At 65.5% G+C, this 13940-nt stretch carries 12 protein-coding genes; 4 read left to right on the top strand and 8 right to left on the bottom strand.

What is annotated here, in order from left to right; translation table 11 throughout:
* Window positions 1-111 precede the first annotated feature (111 nt).
* Window positions 112-297, top strand: a complete 186-nt coding sequence (locus HMPREF9465_RS13015; protein ID WP_147645182.1) for a hypothetical protein — start codon at window positions 112-114, stop codon at window positions 295-297.
* Window positions 298-717: 420 nt separating this feature from the next.
* Here the strand turns inward: HMPREF9465_RS13015 and HMPREF9465_RS00285 are convergent, their stop codons facing one another.
* Both HMPREF9465_RS00285 and HMPREF9465_RS00280 read right to left on the bottom strand, forming a co-directional pair.
* On the bottom strand, window positions 718-1773 hold the full coding sequence (locus HMPREF9465_RS00285; RefSeq protein ID WP_005432971.1) for a tetratricopeptide repeat protein: 1056 nt from the start codon (window positions 1771-1773) through the stop codon (window positions 718-720).
* An 18-nt stretch (window positions 1774-1791) separates the two neighbouring features.
* Window positions 1792-2358, bottom strand: coding sequence for a hypothetical protein (locus tag HMPREF9465_RS00280; protein WP_005432969.1), 567 nt, complete (start codon window positions 2356-2358; stop codon window positions 1792-1794).
* Window positions 2359-2487: 129 nt separating this feature from the next.
* On the opposite strand from HMPREF9465_RS00280, the gene HMPREF9465_RS00275 reads away from it, so the two are divergent.
* The 3 genes from HMPREF9465_RS00275 (at window position 2488) to HMPREF9465_RS00265 (ending at window position 7389) form a co-directional block, all read left to right on the top strand.
* A complete protein-coding gene (locus tag HMPREF9465_RS00275) occupies window positions 2488-2997 on the top strand; it encodes a hypothetical protein (RefSeq protein WP_005432967.1) in 510 nt (169 codons plus the stop codon).
* A 661-nt stretch (window positions 2998-3658) separates the two neighbouring features.
* Window positions 3659-4891 (top strand): MFS transporter, encoded by a 1233-nt coding sequence (locus tag HMPREF9465_RS00270; protein ID WP_005432965.1) that lies wholly within the window; start codon window positions 3659-3661, stop codon window positions 4889-4891.
* A gap of 233 nt (window positions 4892-5124) precedes the next feature.
* Window positions 5125-7389 carry an inorganic phosphate transporter gene (locus tag HMPREF9465_RS00265; protein WP_005432963.1) on the top strand — a complete coding sequence of 755 codons (2265 nt, stop codon included), beginning with the start codon at window positions 5125-5127 and terminating at the stop codon, window positions 7387-7389.
* 143 nt (window positions 7390-7532) lie between these two features.
* Here the strand turns inward: HMPREF9465_RS00265 and HMPREF9465_RS00260 are convergent, their stop codons facing one another.
* The 6 genes from HMPREF9465_RS00260 to HMPREF9465_RS00235 are packed head-to-tail and all read right to left on the bottom strand — an operon-like array spanning window position 7533 to window position 13897.
* Window positions 7533-8333, bottom strand: a complete 801-nt coding sequence (locus tag HMPREF9465_RS00260; protein WP_005432962.1) for an ABC transporter ATP-binding protein — start codon at window positions 8331-8333, stop codon at window positions 7533-7535.
* A gap of 4 nt (window positions 8334-8337) precedes the next feature.
* Window positions 8338-9396 (bottom strand): FecCD family ABC transporter permease, encoded by a 1059-nt coding sequence (locus HMPREF9465_RS00255; protein WP_005432959.1) that lies wholly within the window; start codon window positions 9394-9396, stop codon window positions 8338-8340.
* 3 nt (window positions 9397-9399) lie between these two features.
* Window positions 9400-10515 carry an ABC transporter substrate-binding protein gene (locus HMPREF9465_RS00250; RefSeq protein ID WP_005432958.1) on the bottom strand — a complete coding sequence of 372 codons (1116 nt, stop codon included), beginning with the start codon at window positions 10513-10515 and terminating at the stop codon, window positions 9400-9402.
* Window positions 10512-11663: a nitrogenase component 1 gene (locus HMPREF9465_RS00245; RefSeq protein ID WP_005432957.1), complete on the bottom strand. Its 1152-nt coding sequence runs from the start codon at window positions 11661-11663 to the stop codon at window positions 10512-10514. Before HMPREF9465_RS00245 ends, HMPREF9465_RS00250 begins: the two co-directional genes overlap by 4 nt.
* 17 nt (window positions 11664-11680) lie before the next feature.
* Window positions 11681-13018, bottom strand: coding sequence for a nitrogenase component 1 (locus tag HMPREF9465_RS00240; RefSeq protein ID WP_005432956.1), 1338 nt, complete (start codon window positions 13016-13018; stop codon window positions 11681-11683).
* Between the two features lie 9 nt (window positions 13019-13027).
* Window positions 13028-13897, bottom strand: a complete 870-nt coding sequence (locus HMPREF9465_RS00235; protein ID WP_005432955.1) for a nitrogenase iron protein NifH — start codon at window positions 13895-13897, stop codon at window positions 13028-13030.
* Window positions 13898-13940: the final 43 nt, after the last annotated feature.

Below are 13940 nucleotides of genomic sequence, written 5' to 3'. Positions count from 1 at the left end.
GTTGAAAGGGATGTGGCTGCGGGGACGAAGAATATTTTTGGGGGTTGCGTTGAAGAATCAGGGGAGTGCCTGAAAACGACAAAAGGGCGAAAATGCCGCTCCTAGAGGCGAATGAAAGATCCCGTGATTTCGCATGCCAAGCATTTTAGCGATGCGGACTCCAAAGGTAAACCCAAGCAAAAACCCTGCCCTGCAGCGAAAGACAGGAAATTGTCCCTCGAGGGGGGCGATTTTATTGGTGAAGGTGTTTCGCAACCTGTTGCAGGGCAAGGGGATTTTTGTGTTTTTTGTATATGACCTTGCAACGCCTATGGCACAGGGAAGTTGGGGGAGGTGATCCCGTACGCCGCTGCATAGGTGAAAACACTCGATCTGTTCCGGGACGCACTCGAGAAAAGCTCGGGAGGCTTCGCCTTGAAGTGTCGTTAGGGTAAATCCTATGCTACTTCAGGGGTAGAAAAAAGTGTTAAGAGGGAGGCGAAACTTGATCCCGCATGCCGTCGGGCAGGCAAAAGCCCCGGGAGAGCGGTTTGGAGGCATTGAGAGGGAGAGCGGACGGTGGCAGAATGAATCAGTCGGCCGATGCCGGCGAAGCAATGCGGAGTCATGTCCGTCATCCATATGCTTTTGGTTGTTGAGGTCAGATCCCTGTCCTGCAGGGATTCTGACCTTTTTTTTGCGCAGGCGGGGAGGGCCTTGTGCAACACCGGGCGGCTTTCAGCGGCTCTGGCGGGGGATGAGGGTCTCGACGAGGACCCTAGGGGTTTTCGAGATCATCACAAGGCGGGTGGCGCGGGCCTTCTCGCTTCGGGTGAGCATGCGCTCGAGTGCGGTGAGCGTGGTCGCGGCGCCCGCGTCGTGGAGCCTGGCGGCGCACTTGAGGAGCGTGTAGGCATTGAAGCGGTTCATGTCGAGGGCCGAGCCCGTCAGGAAGAAGTCGGCGAGGGTGGTGAGGGCTTGCGTGCTGCCGTTTTCGGCGGCGCGGCACGTCCAGCGGACGGCCTCGCGCAGGTCGACCCTGCCGCCCCTGCCTGCCCAGTAGTGGACGCCGAGGCGGTACTGCGCCTCGACGACGCCCGAAAGTGCGGCTTCGGTGAGCCATCGGGCGGCTTCCTCGGGATCGGCGCCAGCCCAGCCTCGGCGCTGGTGAAGGCGGGCGAGTTCGTACTGGGCCTGAGGGTCGCGCCCCTGGGCGGCGGCCCTGAGCCATCTGGCGGCCTCGTCGTTGTCGGCGCGGGCGCCGCGTCCGTCCCTGAGCATGAGGCCCGCCTCGCGCTGGGAGGCGGTGTGTCCCTTGGCGCCCGCGATTCGGTACCAGTAGAGTGCGTCCCTGTCGGATGCGGGGCGTCCGAGCCCCATGCGGCAGAGTCGGGCGAGGTCGGCGGCCGCGCCTGCGCTGCCCAGATAGGCGGCTTCCTCAAGGAGCTTCGCGCCTTCGGCGGGATCCGCGTCCAGCCCCTGGCCGCGCAGCATGACGACGCCGAGCAGGTGAAGGGCCTCGGGGAGCTTTCGGGCGGCGGCCTTCCTGAGGAGCGAGAGCGCACGGCGGTTCTTGCGGCTGTCGGGCGCGTCGGTGAGAAGGCGGCGGGCGAATTCGGTCTGTGCGGCGGGATTGCCGCGGCGGGCGTCCTCCTCGAGGCGGATGAGCTGGGCCATCGCCTCCTCGCCCGTGAGGGGTCTGCGCCTCACGATGCCGCCGAGCAGGTCGAGCACGTAGTCCTCGGCCTTTTCAGGGGCGGGAATCGGAAAGCGCGGGTCGGGACGCTTGGGCATGCGGAAGTGAGGAGGGCCTTATTCGGCCTTTCTGGTCTCGACGGGGAGCGGCTCCACCACCACCTTGTCGGACCCTTCGGGCACGCGCAGGACGACGCCCTGACTTTCGGCACGCTCGGCGCCGGGGAGCATCTTGTCGAGGCCCGTGAGCTGGATGGCCATCGCGATTGAGATGGAGACCATGGAGTAGATCACCCAGCAGCCGCCTGCGAAGATCGTCACGCGGCCGAGGCGCTCGCGGGGATAGTCGCTGCCGAAGAGCTCGCGCACGTAGCCGATCTGCTTCCAGCCGGTCGTGACCATCCAGCTCGCCCAGGTGACGACGAGGAAGTAGAGGCCGCCGAACTGCATGAAGGGCTCGTTCTGGAAAACGGCCTGCATGATGACGAAGACGAAAAGGAGCCAGAGCGTCGTGCGCACCCACATGCGCGAGGCGCGGGCGCGGCCGTGTTCGCCGAGCGCGTCCCAGTTGCGCGCCTGAAGCAGGGCGCCGAAGATCGGCGTGAAGAGGAGCGCGAGAACGCAGGCGGCGGTCGGATTGTAGAGGGCAGGGCGGTTCGCGGCCCCGGACTTGTTCTTGGACATGGTCGGCGTACTGGAAATGGGTTGTTTTCGGAAGCGGGTTCGGAAGTGGAGAATTGTACGCGCAAACGGGTTGGGCTACGGTCAGTGGGTGTAACCTATCGTCATTGAGATCCATATATGAGGAGAAGGATGGAAGCACGAATTTTGAAAAAGGTGAAAAGGCGCGCCGCCCTGTGCGCGACCTGTGCCGCGGCCTCGCTGCTCGCCGCCTGCTCGAGCACTCAGGAGGCGGCCCCTGAGGAACCCTCCTACCGAAGCCCCTATCAGTCCTACAGGTCGCTGTGCGTCGTGCCCGCCGAGGAGCATTCCGCCTCGTTCGATCTGACGCTCGCGCGCATGCTCCGCGACCGCGGCTTCGAACCCGAGCTCCTCGAGACGGGCGACCTGCCGTCGGTGCGCCGCTGCCGGGGCATCGTCACCTTCTCGACGGGCAGGACCCTGAGACCTTTTGAGGCCCCCGCCTCCATGTCGCTCACCTTCCTCGACGCCTACACGGGCGAGACCTACCACGTGTCGGCCTCCCGTGCAAAGGGCGGCGCGGGACACGCGCTCTTTGCCGATGCGCCCTTCTCGGATCCCGCTCAGATGATCAGGCAGCTCGTGGAGAGACTGTTTCCAGAGCGCACCGATCATGAGTAAGGGTTTCCACAGAATGAGGGCGGGCGTTCGCCTTCATGCATGCCCCGGCATGTGGTCCGAGACATACCTCGGTGGGGGTAGAAGGACATCCTTGGGGATATCCCTAACCGAGATGTAAACAGGTGAAATTACCTGATTATCGTCAAAAGAAGCGCGGAATTGGGGTGCGGAGTTAGCCTAAAGGAGTAGAAATTCCGCCGAAAATCACTAAAATTTGCGTGCAGTTGAACGGAACCAACCGTTCGACTCAGGCGAATGAGGCCGGATCAGGCGGCTTCAGACGCAGGCGGCATCGGCGCTTACATCGGGGGATGTGCAAAGGAGCGCCACGACCAGATGCTGCCGGACCATCGGCAGTCCGTGACTGCCCGACGGCCCGCAGCCGGCATGACTCTCCGGTTGCAGCGGCCGCCTGTGAAGGGATGGAGGATCGTCGGGAAGACCAGCCCGTGCGAACCTCCGGAGCGCCCGAAAGGGCATGCCCCCTTTCACTTTTCACGGATCTTACGGGAGCGTTCGACCAGACGCTCCCTTTTCTTTTGGGCTCGCCAAAAGGTTCGGGCTGTTCAGGACTCCCGCCCGGGTGTATCATTGTCGAGTCCGCTTCCCCTCGGCGGCAGGACGAAGAAGAAAAGCCAGAAACCCACAACGGAGATCCGACATGCCTGATACACAAGCGATCCAAGCCCACTGGAAGACGACGCTCGTCATCCTGACCCTGAGCGCGGTTTTGATGTCGCTCAGCTACACGATGCTCATCCCCTTTCTGCCGATGTACCTCATCGAGGAGCTCGGCGTCGAGCAGTCGCGGGCGAATTTCTGGAGCGGTCTCGTCTTTTCGGTCTCCTTTCTGATTTCAGGCGTCATGGCCCCGATCTGGGGCGCCATGGCCGACAAACGCTCGCGCAAGCTCATGGCGCTGCGCGCCGCAATCCTCCTCGCCGTCTCCTATGCGCTGAGCGGCATCGTCCAGAACGAGTGGCAGCTGCTGGCCATGCGTTGCTTCCAGGGGTTCGCCTCTGGCCTCTGGCCCGCCTGCCTCGCGATCATGGCGAGCACCGTGCCGCGCGAGCGCATCGGCCTGGCCATGGGCATCATGCAGGGCGGAATGACTGCGGGCGGCGTTCTCGGGCCCTTCTTCGGCGGGGCGCTCGCAGAGCTCTTCTCGATGCGCATGACCTTCTTCATCGGTGGCGCCGCACTTGCCGTCATCACGCTCCTCATCCTATTCTTCATCCACGAGCCTCCGAGAAAGGAGCAGAAGAAGGCGGCCGCCGCGCGCGAGAAGACCAGCCTCCTCAAGATTCCCGTCGTGCAGCGCATGCTCCTGTGCGCGGGCGTCGTGCAACTCACGATCCTCCTGCAGCAGCCCGTCATGCCGATGTACATCGGCGAGCTCCAGGGCAGTATGGACCGCATCGTCTTCGTGACCGGCATCGTCTTCTCCGTGGTCGGCGTTTCGGGCGTGATCGCCTCGCCCCTCTGGGGCGTCATCGGCCAGAAGTGGGGATACCGCCCCGCGCTCTACACGGCGCTTGCGGGCACGGCCTGCTTCGGCATGATCCAGGCGATTCCCGACACGCTCGTGCCGTTCGCCGTCTGGCGCTTCATCGGCGGCCTCACCTTTGCGGGCATCTTCCCCGCCATCAACGCCGTCCTCACGATGAGCACGCCGCCCGAGGACCGCGGCCGCATCTTCGGCCTCTCCTACGCGGCACAGCAGGTCGGCAGCGTGATCGGCCCGCTCGTGGGCGGCGGCATGGCCATGTACCTGCCGCTCAAGTCCGTCATCTTCCTCGGCGGTTTCATTCTCCTGCCGCTTGTCATCTTCCTCTGGTACATGCGTCCGAAGAACGAGGAGAACTCGCACGGCAGTCCCGCCCAGCTGCGCTAGTCCCGCAGGGCATCGCTTTTGGGAGTAATTCGAAGCTGGTACGAGCTCGCGGCTTCTCCGCGCGGTGCTGTCATTTTGAGTGTTTTCAGCAGACGGGTCCCCAAATACGGCCTGAGGTTCGATACAATCGAACCATTAATACTGATTGCAAATTGTCAGGAACTGTCACGCCGTGAAGTCGTTTCCCTCGGAGCGTCGGCACTGGCCGGGCCGTTCGGGCAGATACAAATCGAATGGATACATTCATACTTGCTGCGCTGGCGCTTTTGGGCGCGCTTGCCGTCATCGACCTCTTCGTCGGCGTCTCCAATGACGCCGTCAACTTCCTCAATTCCGCCGTCGGCTCCCGCACGGCACCCTTCTGGGTGATCATGACGGTGGCCAGTCTGGGCGTCCTGCTCGGCGCCACCTTCTCCTCAGGCATGATGGAGGTCGCCCGCACAGGCGTTCTCGTGCCCGAGCACTTCACCTTCAAGGAAGTGATCATCGTCTTCACGGCCGTGATGGTCTGCGACGTCCTCCTGCTCAACACCTTCAACTCCCTCGGCCTTCCCACCTCCACGACCGTCTCGATCGTGTTCGAACTCTTCGGCGGCGCCACCGCGCTCGCCTGCTACAAGGTCTGGTCGAGCGGCGCGCCCATTGCGGATCTGGGGCTCTACCTCAACTCCGCCAAGGCGCTCGCCATGATCATGGCGATTCTCGTATCCGTCGTCGTGGCCTTCTTTGCGGGCCTCTTCGTGCAGTATCTGCTGCGTCTGATTTTCTCCTTCAACTACGAGCGCTACTACAAGCTCTTCGGCGGCATCTACGGCGGCGTCTCGCTCACGGCCGTCTTCTACTTCCTCGTGATCAAGGGCGCCAAGGGCGCGTCCTTCATGCAGCCCGAGTGGATCTCCTGGATCGGCGCCAACACGACCGAACTCCTGCTCGGCTGCTTCGCCATCCTGACCGTGCTCTTCCAGGCGCTCATCATGGCGCTGCGCATCAACATCTTCCCGATCATCATTCTCGCCGGCACGTTCTCGCTCGCCTTCGCCTTCGCGGGCAACGACCTCGTGAACTTCATCGGCGTGCCGCTCGCCGCGCTCTCCTCCTATGAGATCTGGTCCGCGGTCGAGGGCGCCGATCCGACGACCTTCACGATGGAGGGCCTGCGCCACAACCAAGGCACGCCGACCTACTTCCTGCTTGCCTCCGGCCTCGTGATGGTGCTCACGCTCTGGTTCTCCAAGAAGGCCCACCGCGTCATCCGCACCTCGATCAGCCTCGCCTCGTCCGCCCGCGGCGGCAAGGAGCAGTTCGGTTCCTCGCTTCCCGCCCGCGTCGTCGTGCGCTCCGCGATCCGCTTCAACAACCTCGCCCATCAGATCATTCCGGCCTCCGTCATCAAGAGCCTAGCCACGCGCTTCGAGAAGAAGAAGCTCGCGCCGGGCGAGGTCGAGCTGCCGTTCGACGAGATCCGCGCCAGCGTGAACCTCGTGCTCGCCGCCGCGCTCATCGCCTCGGCCACGAGCCTGAAGCTCCCGCTCTCGACCACGTACGTGACCTTCATGGTCGCCATGGGTTCGTCGCTCGCCGACGGCGCCTGGGACCGCGAGTCCGCCGTGTACCGTATCTCGGGCGTGCTCACCGTGATCTCCGGCTGGTTCATGACCGCCTTCACGGCCTTCACCGCCTGCGGCCTCATCTGCATGCTCTTCATCAGCTGGGGCGAGCCGCTTCAGCTCATCATGATGGTGCTCGCGCTCATCGTCGTCATCCGCACGAACTTCTTCGTCAAGGAAGAGGACGAGACGCCCGACCACGAGCGCATCGACCGCGGCGACAAGGCCAGCATCCGCGACCTGCTCACCGAAAGCGTCAACGACAACCTCAACGCCACGCTCACGCTCTACGCGCAGGGCCTTCAGGCCTTCCTTGACGAGGACGATCAGAAGCTGCGCGAGCTCAAGGGCGACGCCGCACAGCTCTTCGACTTCATCACGATGCGCCGCGGAGAGTACTACAACATGGCCCTTGAGGGCGGCGGCTCGCGCTCCGACCGCGACGCCCGCAACTTCTACTACCGCGCCTTCACGAGCATGAAGGAGGTGAGCCACTCCCTGCGCGACCAGATCGGCGTCGCACAGAACTACGTGGCCAACTCCCACTCGCCCTTCACGGGACGCATGCGCGACAACATCAAGACCCTCTCCAAGCGCCTGATCATGATCCGCGACAACTTCGTGCCGGCCAACTGCACGCAGGCCCTCGAGCTCATCGACGAGGCTCAGCGCGACTTCATGACCCAGATCGGGGAGGAGAAGATCTCGCTGCGCAAGTCCGAGCTCTACCTCGGCTACCTGCTCTTCGCCCGTGAGGTGCTCAACCGCTACATGATGGTGAAGCTCCTGCAGAGCGAACTCGAGGCGGGGCTTGCCGCCCAGCAGCAACAGCAGGCGGCCTTCGCCGTCGAGGACGACAAGGACGAGCCCCTGCAGCCCTCCGAGCGATGATCCGCATGAAGCCTCCTCTGCCCGCGCAGGGGAGGCCCGAGGAAGAAAAGGACCGTTCCGCAATCCGCGGGCCGGTCCTTTTTCCATTAATGCAGGACAGAATGTCCGGGGCCTCTCCGCAGGCCTCTGCGTCATTCTTTTCGTCACGCTCCTCCGTGTCGGGGTTCGACGGCGGCGACGCACGTGTAGCGGCGCTCGGGGAAGTCGAGCTCCCTGATGCGCACGCGCACGTCAAAGACGTCTGAGAGGAGATCCTCGGTCATGACGTCGCGGGTGTCGCCGAAGATGGGCGGCCTGTGCCTGGGAACGAGGAGCGTCTTCGTGGAGATCTCGAGCGCATGCGCGGGGAAGTGCGTGTTGATGACGGCGCCGAGACCCTGCTCGGTGAGACGCTCGATGACGTTGAGGACCACCATCTGGTTGCGGAAGTCGAGGTTCGATTCAGGCTCGTCGAGCACGAGGATTCTGGGTTCGGCCGCGAGCGCGCGGGCGATGAGCGCGAGCTGGAACTGCCCGCCCGAGACTTCGCTGCAGAGGCGCCCCGCGAGGTGCTCGATGCCGACCTCGGTCATGACGCGGTCGACCACCTCCCAGTCCGCGTCGGATGGCAGGCTGAAGGGGCCGATGTGCGCGCTGCGGCCGAGGACGACCATGTCGGCGAGCGTCATCGAGGCGAAGCCCGGGAGCTTCGCTTGAGGTACGTAGCCGATCGTGCGCCAGAAGTCGCGGGGCTTCCAGTTGGAGACGGGGCGGCCGTCGAGCGTCGCCTCGCCCTCCGTGAACTTGAGAAGGCCGAGCATGCAGCGCAGCAGCGTCGTCTTGCCCGCGCCATTGGGGCCGAGGATGCTCATGACGCCCGTGCCGTCGAAGCGGAAGTTGACGCCCGTGAGAACGGGTTCGCGGCCCGGCCAGGCGTAGCCGCCGTGGATCACTTCAAGGGACATGGCGCTACCCCGAGATGCCGCCCGTGCGGCGCAGAAGATAGATGAAGAACGGCGCACCCACGACGGCCGTGAGGATCGAGACGGGAATCTCGCTCTGCGTGGCGGTGCGCGCGACGGTGTCGATCACGAGCATGAAGAGGGCGCCCATGACCATCGAGGCGGGCAGCACGAAGCGGTTGTTCGCACCGAAGAGCATGCGTGCGGCGTGGGGGACGAGAAGGCCCACCCAGCCGATGAGGCCGCACATCGAGACGACCGAGGCCGTGATCATGGTGGCGGCGATGATGACGCCTGCGCGGATCCTGCGCACGGGTATGCCGAGGCTTGCGGCCTCGTCAGTCGGAAGGGTCGTCACGTTGAGGCGCCAGCGCAGGAGCCAGAGAACGAGCATGCCGAGGAGCACCATGGGCGTGCCCGCGAGCACGCTTGACTTGGTCGCGCCCGTGAGCGCCCCCATCATCCAGAAGGTGATGGACGGCAGCACGTCCTGCGGGTCGGCCGCGTACTTGACGAGGGAGACGAGAGCCGAGAAGAGGGCTCCGACGACCATGCCCGAGAGAATGATCATGAGGATCGAGCTCGTGTTGCGCACGCGGCTGATGACGATCACGAAGAAGACTGCGGAGAGGCCCGTCGCCAGGCTCATGAGCTGAATGCCCATGCCGTTCCAGCCCCAGAGGATGCCTAGGACGGCGCCGAACGAGGCGCCCGTGGCGACGCCGAGCGTGTCGGGCGCGGCGAGCGGATTCGCAAAGAGCGCCTGAAAGGCGGCGCCCGACATGGCGAGTCCCGCGCCCGCAATGATCGCGAGAAGCACGCGCGGCAGCCTCACGTTGAGAACGATGTTCTCCATCATGCGGTTCGTCTCGACGGAAAGCCAGCCGTCGGGCAGGAGCACGGCCATCACTTCGGTGCCCGTGAGACTGTAGCGGCCGAGGCACAGCGAGGCGACGGCCGTGACGGCGAGCAGCAGGGCGAGCGAGGCCATGACGAGGCGGAAGCGCCCCGCGGCCGCGCCTGCGGCCTGAGCGCTTCGCGCGCGTGCGGTGGAGACGTTCGACATGGATCAGCCGTTGCTGCGGGTGGCGACCGTGGCGCCGGTGCTCGCGCCTTCGCCCGGATTGAACATCATGTCGACGTCGGCGTCGGTGAGCGTCACGCCGAAGACGTCCTTGTACCAGGCCTTGACCTCCTTGGTGAGATCGATGTCGGCAAAGCGCGAGGGATAGACCTGCTTGGCAATCCAGAGCAGCGTGAGCGGCGTGTCGGCCGAAGGCGTGTAGCTGCGGTAGATGCCGAGCGGGAGCTTGTAGACGCGCTTGTCCTTGACGGCCTTCACGTCGGACCAGTCGTGGCCTGCCATCTTGTTATCAAAGAGGTCGGCGGGCGTGGCGGCCGTGAAGTTCGTGATGAAGACGACGTCGGGGTTCCAGGCGTAGATCTGCTCCATCGAGACGATGGCGTTGGCGTTGTCTGCCGTCACGGACTCGGCGACGTTCCTGGCGCCGACGGCGTCGCACCAGTACTGGCCGAAGAAGTTGCGCCCAGAAGTGACGATCTGGCGGGCGTCGTAGCGGAAGAGGAAGAGAACCTTGCTGCGCTCCTCGGGCCTGAGGTCCTTCGTGCGGTCGGCGACCATCTTCGCGATGGCCTTCGAGCGGCTGTCGATCAGGTCGCCCTTGCCCTTGTGCTCGGGCCAGATCTCGGAGAGGCTCTTCATCCACTGGGCGTGCGTCTCGATGATGTCGTAGTGCCACTTGCTCGGGCTGATGCCGAAGGCGGGAATGCCCGCGTTGCGGACCGCGTCGAGCGTGCGCTTGTCGGGCGCGTTGACGAGGACGAGGTCGGGCCTGAGGGCCATCAGGGCCTCGACGTTGAGGCTCGCGCCCTGCATGAAGGAGGTGTCGGCCTTGAGGACGTCGGGATAGAGCTTGCCGAGGAGCCCGCTCTTGGCGGCCGAGTAGGAGGCGGGATGCATGCCCACCACGGTCTTGCCGTCGTTGAGGAAGACGGTCACGGCGGAGGCGAGCGGAAGGATGTTCGTGACGACCACGCGGTTGACGTGGTCGGGGATCTCGACGCTGGTGCCGTTGTCGTCGACGACGGTGCGTGCGGCCGCGGAGGTCGCGGCCAGGGCGAGTGCGCCGCAGACGAGGGCGCATTGCTTCAGATTGAAGGTCATTTTGCAGTGTCCAGCAGATTGCCGACGAGTGCGTCGAACGGGGCGCGCTCGAGAATGTTCACGATCCCGCTCCTGTACATGCGGCCCGAGCAGGCCTCGTGCGGGAAGGCGATGGTGCGCCCGACGCGGGCCTCCTCGGCGATGATGTCGAAGAGCGGGTCGGCGGCGAGCACCTCCGTGCCGCCGAGCATGGCGCGCAGGAGGTCCTCGGAAAGGTTCGAGGAGAGAATGGGCGCCTCGATGCCGAGGGACGGCAGGGGCGAGAGCGCCCTGCAGCTTCCGGGCTGCTCGAGGTTGACGGCCGCGGCCGTGCAGGCGGCGGCAAGCGGCTCTCCGAGCACGGCCGTGCGGGTGCCGCCCGCATCCGCGCCGAGGAAGTCGGCGGCGGGCACGCTGCAGCGGTTCTTCGCGGCCCATTCGACGGCCGCGTGCCAGCGGGGAGCAAGTCCGCCCACGGGCAGGCCGCAGACGTAGGGCGTGCCGAAGCAGCGCTCGAAGCACTGCGCGAGCGGAAGCCCGGACGAGCTCACGACGACGTTGACGCGCGCGGCCGCGGTGTTGGCGAGGGATTCGAGCTTGTCGCCCATCGCCCAGCAGGCGTTGATCGTGTAGCCTGCGCGTGCGGCGGCGGCCCTGAGGGACTCGAGCATGCCGCCTGTCGAGAAGTCGAGAGGCGTCGCGCCCAGAAGGTTGATGCCGAAGGACCCCGCGCGGGCGCCGTTGGGAACGACGAAGCGGCGCGAGAGTTCGATCCAGGCCTGTGCGCAGCCCACGCTGTAGGCGCGCATGGAGTTGGTCTGGACGGCGAAGGACGGAATGCGGGTGCGGCTTTCGACGAGGCGGGCGATCCCCTTGAGGTCGACGCCAGTCATCATGGGAATGGGCGTGCCGGCGATGGCGACGAAGGCGGGCGTGAGCTTGCGGGCTGCGTCGACGATGTCGTCGATGATGCGGCTGTCGTTGCCGAGCACGGCGTCCATCTCGGTGAGCGCCGAGATGAAGACGGCCGAGGGCATCGTGTTCCAGCGGGGCTCGTCGTGCGTGGTGTAGGTCGAGTTGCAGCCCGAGGCGTCGTGGATGACGGTCATGCCGCCGAGTTCATAGAGGGCGCTTGCGACGCCCGAGCAGTCGGCCGTGTAGGTCGACATGGAGCTTTGCGTGTAGTCTAACAACATCCGTTGCACCCGTATCCCTTGACGCTGATGATGCGGTCGACGTCGACGGGCTCGCGTGCCGCAGCCGCAAGCGCGAGCGCGAGGCTTCTCACGCCGCCGTGACCCCACCAGGGGCCGCCCTCGATCATGTTGAGCATGTGGGTCGCCCCGGTGAAGAAGGCGGCCTTCTGGCCGATGGCCACGATGTCGTCGCGCTTTTCGGCGGGCGTCGCGAAGCGCATCTCGGGCACCGTCGTCGGATGCACGAGAATGCCGGGCGCCTTCTTGCGAAGAATCTCGAAGTCGGTCTTGTCCGCAGGCAGGAAGCTGTCGCAGTAGAGGTCCGTGACGCGGATGCCCGACTCGACGAGGCGGCGTGCGAGCGCCACGGGGCGCGTCGTCGCCGTCTGGCAGATCGCCACGGGACGGCCCGCGAGCGCGTCGGCCGCTTGCGCGAGCGCGGTCCTGGCGGCGGACTTCTCGGCCGTGGTGTCCCAGAGCGGAATGCCCGTGAGTTCGGCGAGCGTTCCGAGCGAGTCGTCGATGCGGTGCTCGTTGTAGTCGAGCAGCAGCTGAAGGTGGCGCATGCCGTGGCGCTCGGCGAGGAACCTGCCCGCCTGAAGGGCCGCGGGATTGACCGTCACGACCCAGCGCGCATGCGCCATGCGGCGGTATTCCTCGTAGGTCGTCATGCCCGGGAGCTCGAAGAACGGGACGCCCGCCGCGTGTGCGGCGCGCGCGAAGTCACTCTCGGGGCCGAAGGCCTCGAGGGAGCCCGCCACAAGCAGGCCGCCCTTGGGAAGGTCGGCGGGCCTGAGGCCGTGGTAGAGCTGCCTGCGCATCTTGTTGTCGGGCGGCATCTCGCTCTTGCGGAGCGTGGGCGTCATGTAGCAGTCGGTGAAGACGACGTCGGGGAAGGCCTCGGAGAGCTTCCTGTAGGCCCAGCCGAGGTCGGCGCCCGAGAAGTGGTGCAGGCAGCTCGAGTAGACGAGGACTGCGGGCGGAAGCTTCGGGAGACGCTCGAGGATGTGCGTGACGCCCTCGATGATCGTGTCCTCAAGCTGGCCGTCGCGCAGGTGCTCCTCGGTCACGGTGATCGTGGAGAAGCGGCGCTGCAGGCCGAGTTCGGCTGCGCTGAGTACGACGCCCCTGAGGCAGCCCTGGGCGCAGACGAAGATCTCGTGGCATTCGGGCACGAGCATGCCCACGTGCACGATGGTCCAGGGGCCGCGCGTGGGCGGCGAGTATTCGAGGCCCTGCCTGAAGGGCACGGGCCAGTGCGCCTCGGAGAGCTTCGCCGTGGGTGCGGGAAGCACGCGTTCGGGCGTGTGTGCGAAGAGTCGGAGCATGGGCGGGCCTCAGAACGTGAAGCCGCCGCGGGCGGGCTCGGGTCTGGTGGCGGCGCAAGCCTCGACGAGATGGCGGGCAAGCTCGCGATAGCGGTCGGCCATGCCGGACGATGGCGCGTGCTCAAGGACGGTGAGTCCGAGAGCGTCCGCCTCCTGCACTTCGGCCGAGCGGGGCAGGCGGCCCACGATCGTCGTGTTGAGGTCGCAGGCGAGCTCCTCGACCTTCTCGGCCTCGCGGGGCACGTCGCGGGCGTTGAGGATGATGCCGCCGAGGCGGGCGTAGCCTCGCTCGGCGAAGGTCTCGACGGCCGTGGCGATGTTGGCGGCCGCATGAATGGCCATGTTCTCGCCCGAGGTGATGATGAAGACGTTCCTGGCCCAGCCGTCGCGGATGGGCATCGCGAAGCCGCCGCAGACGACGTCGCCGAGCACGTCGAAGATCACGACGTCGGGACGAAGGATGTTGAAGGCGTCCTGGGCCCGGAGGGCCTCGAAGGCGGCGATGATGCCGCGGCCCGCGCAGCCCACGCCTGGACGGGGACCACCCGCCTCGACGCAGAGGACGCCGCCCTTGCCCTCGACCACCATGTCATCGAGCCTGAGCTCGGACTTGTGCTTCGTGCGCAGGAGCGAGAGCACGGTCTCGATCTTCGCGCCGCCGCGCAGGAGCGCGGTCGAGTCGGCCTTCGGGTCGCAGCCGACGAGCATCACCCTGCGGCCGTCCTGCGCAAGCGCGAGCGCCACGTTCGCAGCCGTGGTGGACTTGCCGATGCCGCCCTTGCCGTAGATCGCAAGGCAGGTCATCGGGTGCCGGGAAAGGGGCTTGCGGTCGTAGTCGAAGAAAACCGTGTCAAGCGTCGGTGAGTCGAGCGTGGGCATGTGGAGGTCGTCCCGGTGGAGTGTTGGTTCGTGTTTTGCGCCA

It is taken from the genome of Sutterella wadsworthensis 2_1_59BFAA, from assembly GCF_000297775.1.
In the GTDB taxonomy this organism is placed as follows: domain Bacteria; phylum Pseudomonadota; class Gammaproteobacteria; order Burkholderiales; family Burkholderiaceae_F; genus Sutterella; species Sutterella wadsworthensis_A.
The sequence above is the reverse complement of the archived record's forward strand: the minus strand, read 5'-3'. Positions and strand labels throughout refer to the sequence as shown.

Excerpts from the sequence above, each read along its gene's own strand:
- HMPREF9465_RS13015 (WP_147645182.1), top strand. The coding sequence starts at position 112 with ATGAAAGATCCCGTGATTTCGCATGCCAAGCATTTTAGCGATGCGGAC.
- HMPREF9465_RS00285 (WP_005432971.1), bottom strand. The coding sequence starts at position 1,773 with ATGCCCAAGCGTCCCGACCCGCGCTTTCCGATTCCCGCCCCTGAAAAG.
- HMPREF9465_RS00280 (WP_005432969.1), bottom strand. The coding sequence starts at position 2,358 with ATGTCCAAGAACAAGTCCGGGGCCGCGAACCGCCCTGCCCTCTACAAT.
- HMPREF9465_RS00275 (WP_005432967.1), top strand. The coding sequence starts at position 2,488 with ATGGAAGCACGAATTTTGAAAAAGGTGAAAAGGCGCGCCGCCCTGTGC.
- HMPREF9465_RS00270 (WP_005432965.1), top strand. The coding sequence starts at position 3,659 with ATGCCTGATACACAAGCGATCCAAGCCCACTGGAAGACGACGCTCGTC.
- HMPREF9465_RS00265 (WP_005432963.1), top strand. The coding sequence starts at position 5,125 with ATGGATACATTCATACTTGCTGCGCTGGCGCTTTTGGGCGCGCTTGCC.
- HMPREF9465_RS00260 (WP_005432962.1), bottom strand. The coding sequence starts at position 8,333 with ATGTCCCTTGAAGTGATCCACGGCGGCTACGCCTGGCCGGGCCGCGAA.
- HMPREF9465_RS00255 (WP_005432959.1), bottom strand. The coding sequence starts at position 9,396 with ATGTCGAACGTCTCCACCGCACGCGCGCGAAGCGCTCAGGCCGCAGGC.
- HMPREF9465_RS00250 (WP_005432958.1), bottom strand. The coding sequence starts at position 10,515 with ATGACCTTCAATCTGAAGCAATGCGCCCTCGTCTGCGGCGCACTCGCC.
- HMPREF9465_RS00245 (WP_005432957.1), bottom strand. The coding sequence starts at position 11,663 with ATGTCGACCTACACGGCCGACTGCTCGGGCGTCGCAAGCGCCCTCTAT.
- HMPREF9465_RS00240 (WP_005432956.1), bottom strand. The coding sequence starts at position 13,018 with ATGCTCCGACTCTTCGCACACACGCCCGAACGCGTGCTTCCCGCACCC.
- HMPREF9465_RS00235 (WP_005432955.1), bottom strand. The coding sequence starts at position 13,897 with ATGCCCACGCTCGACTCACCGACGCTTGACACGGTTTTCTTCGACTAC.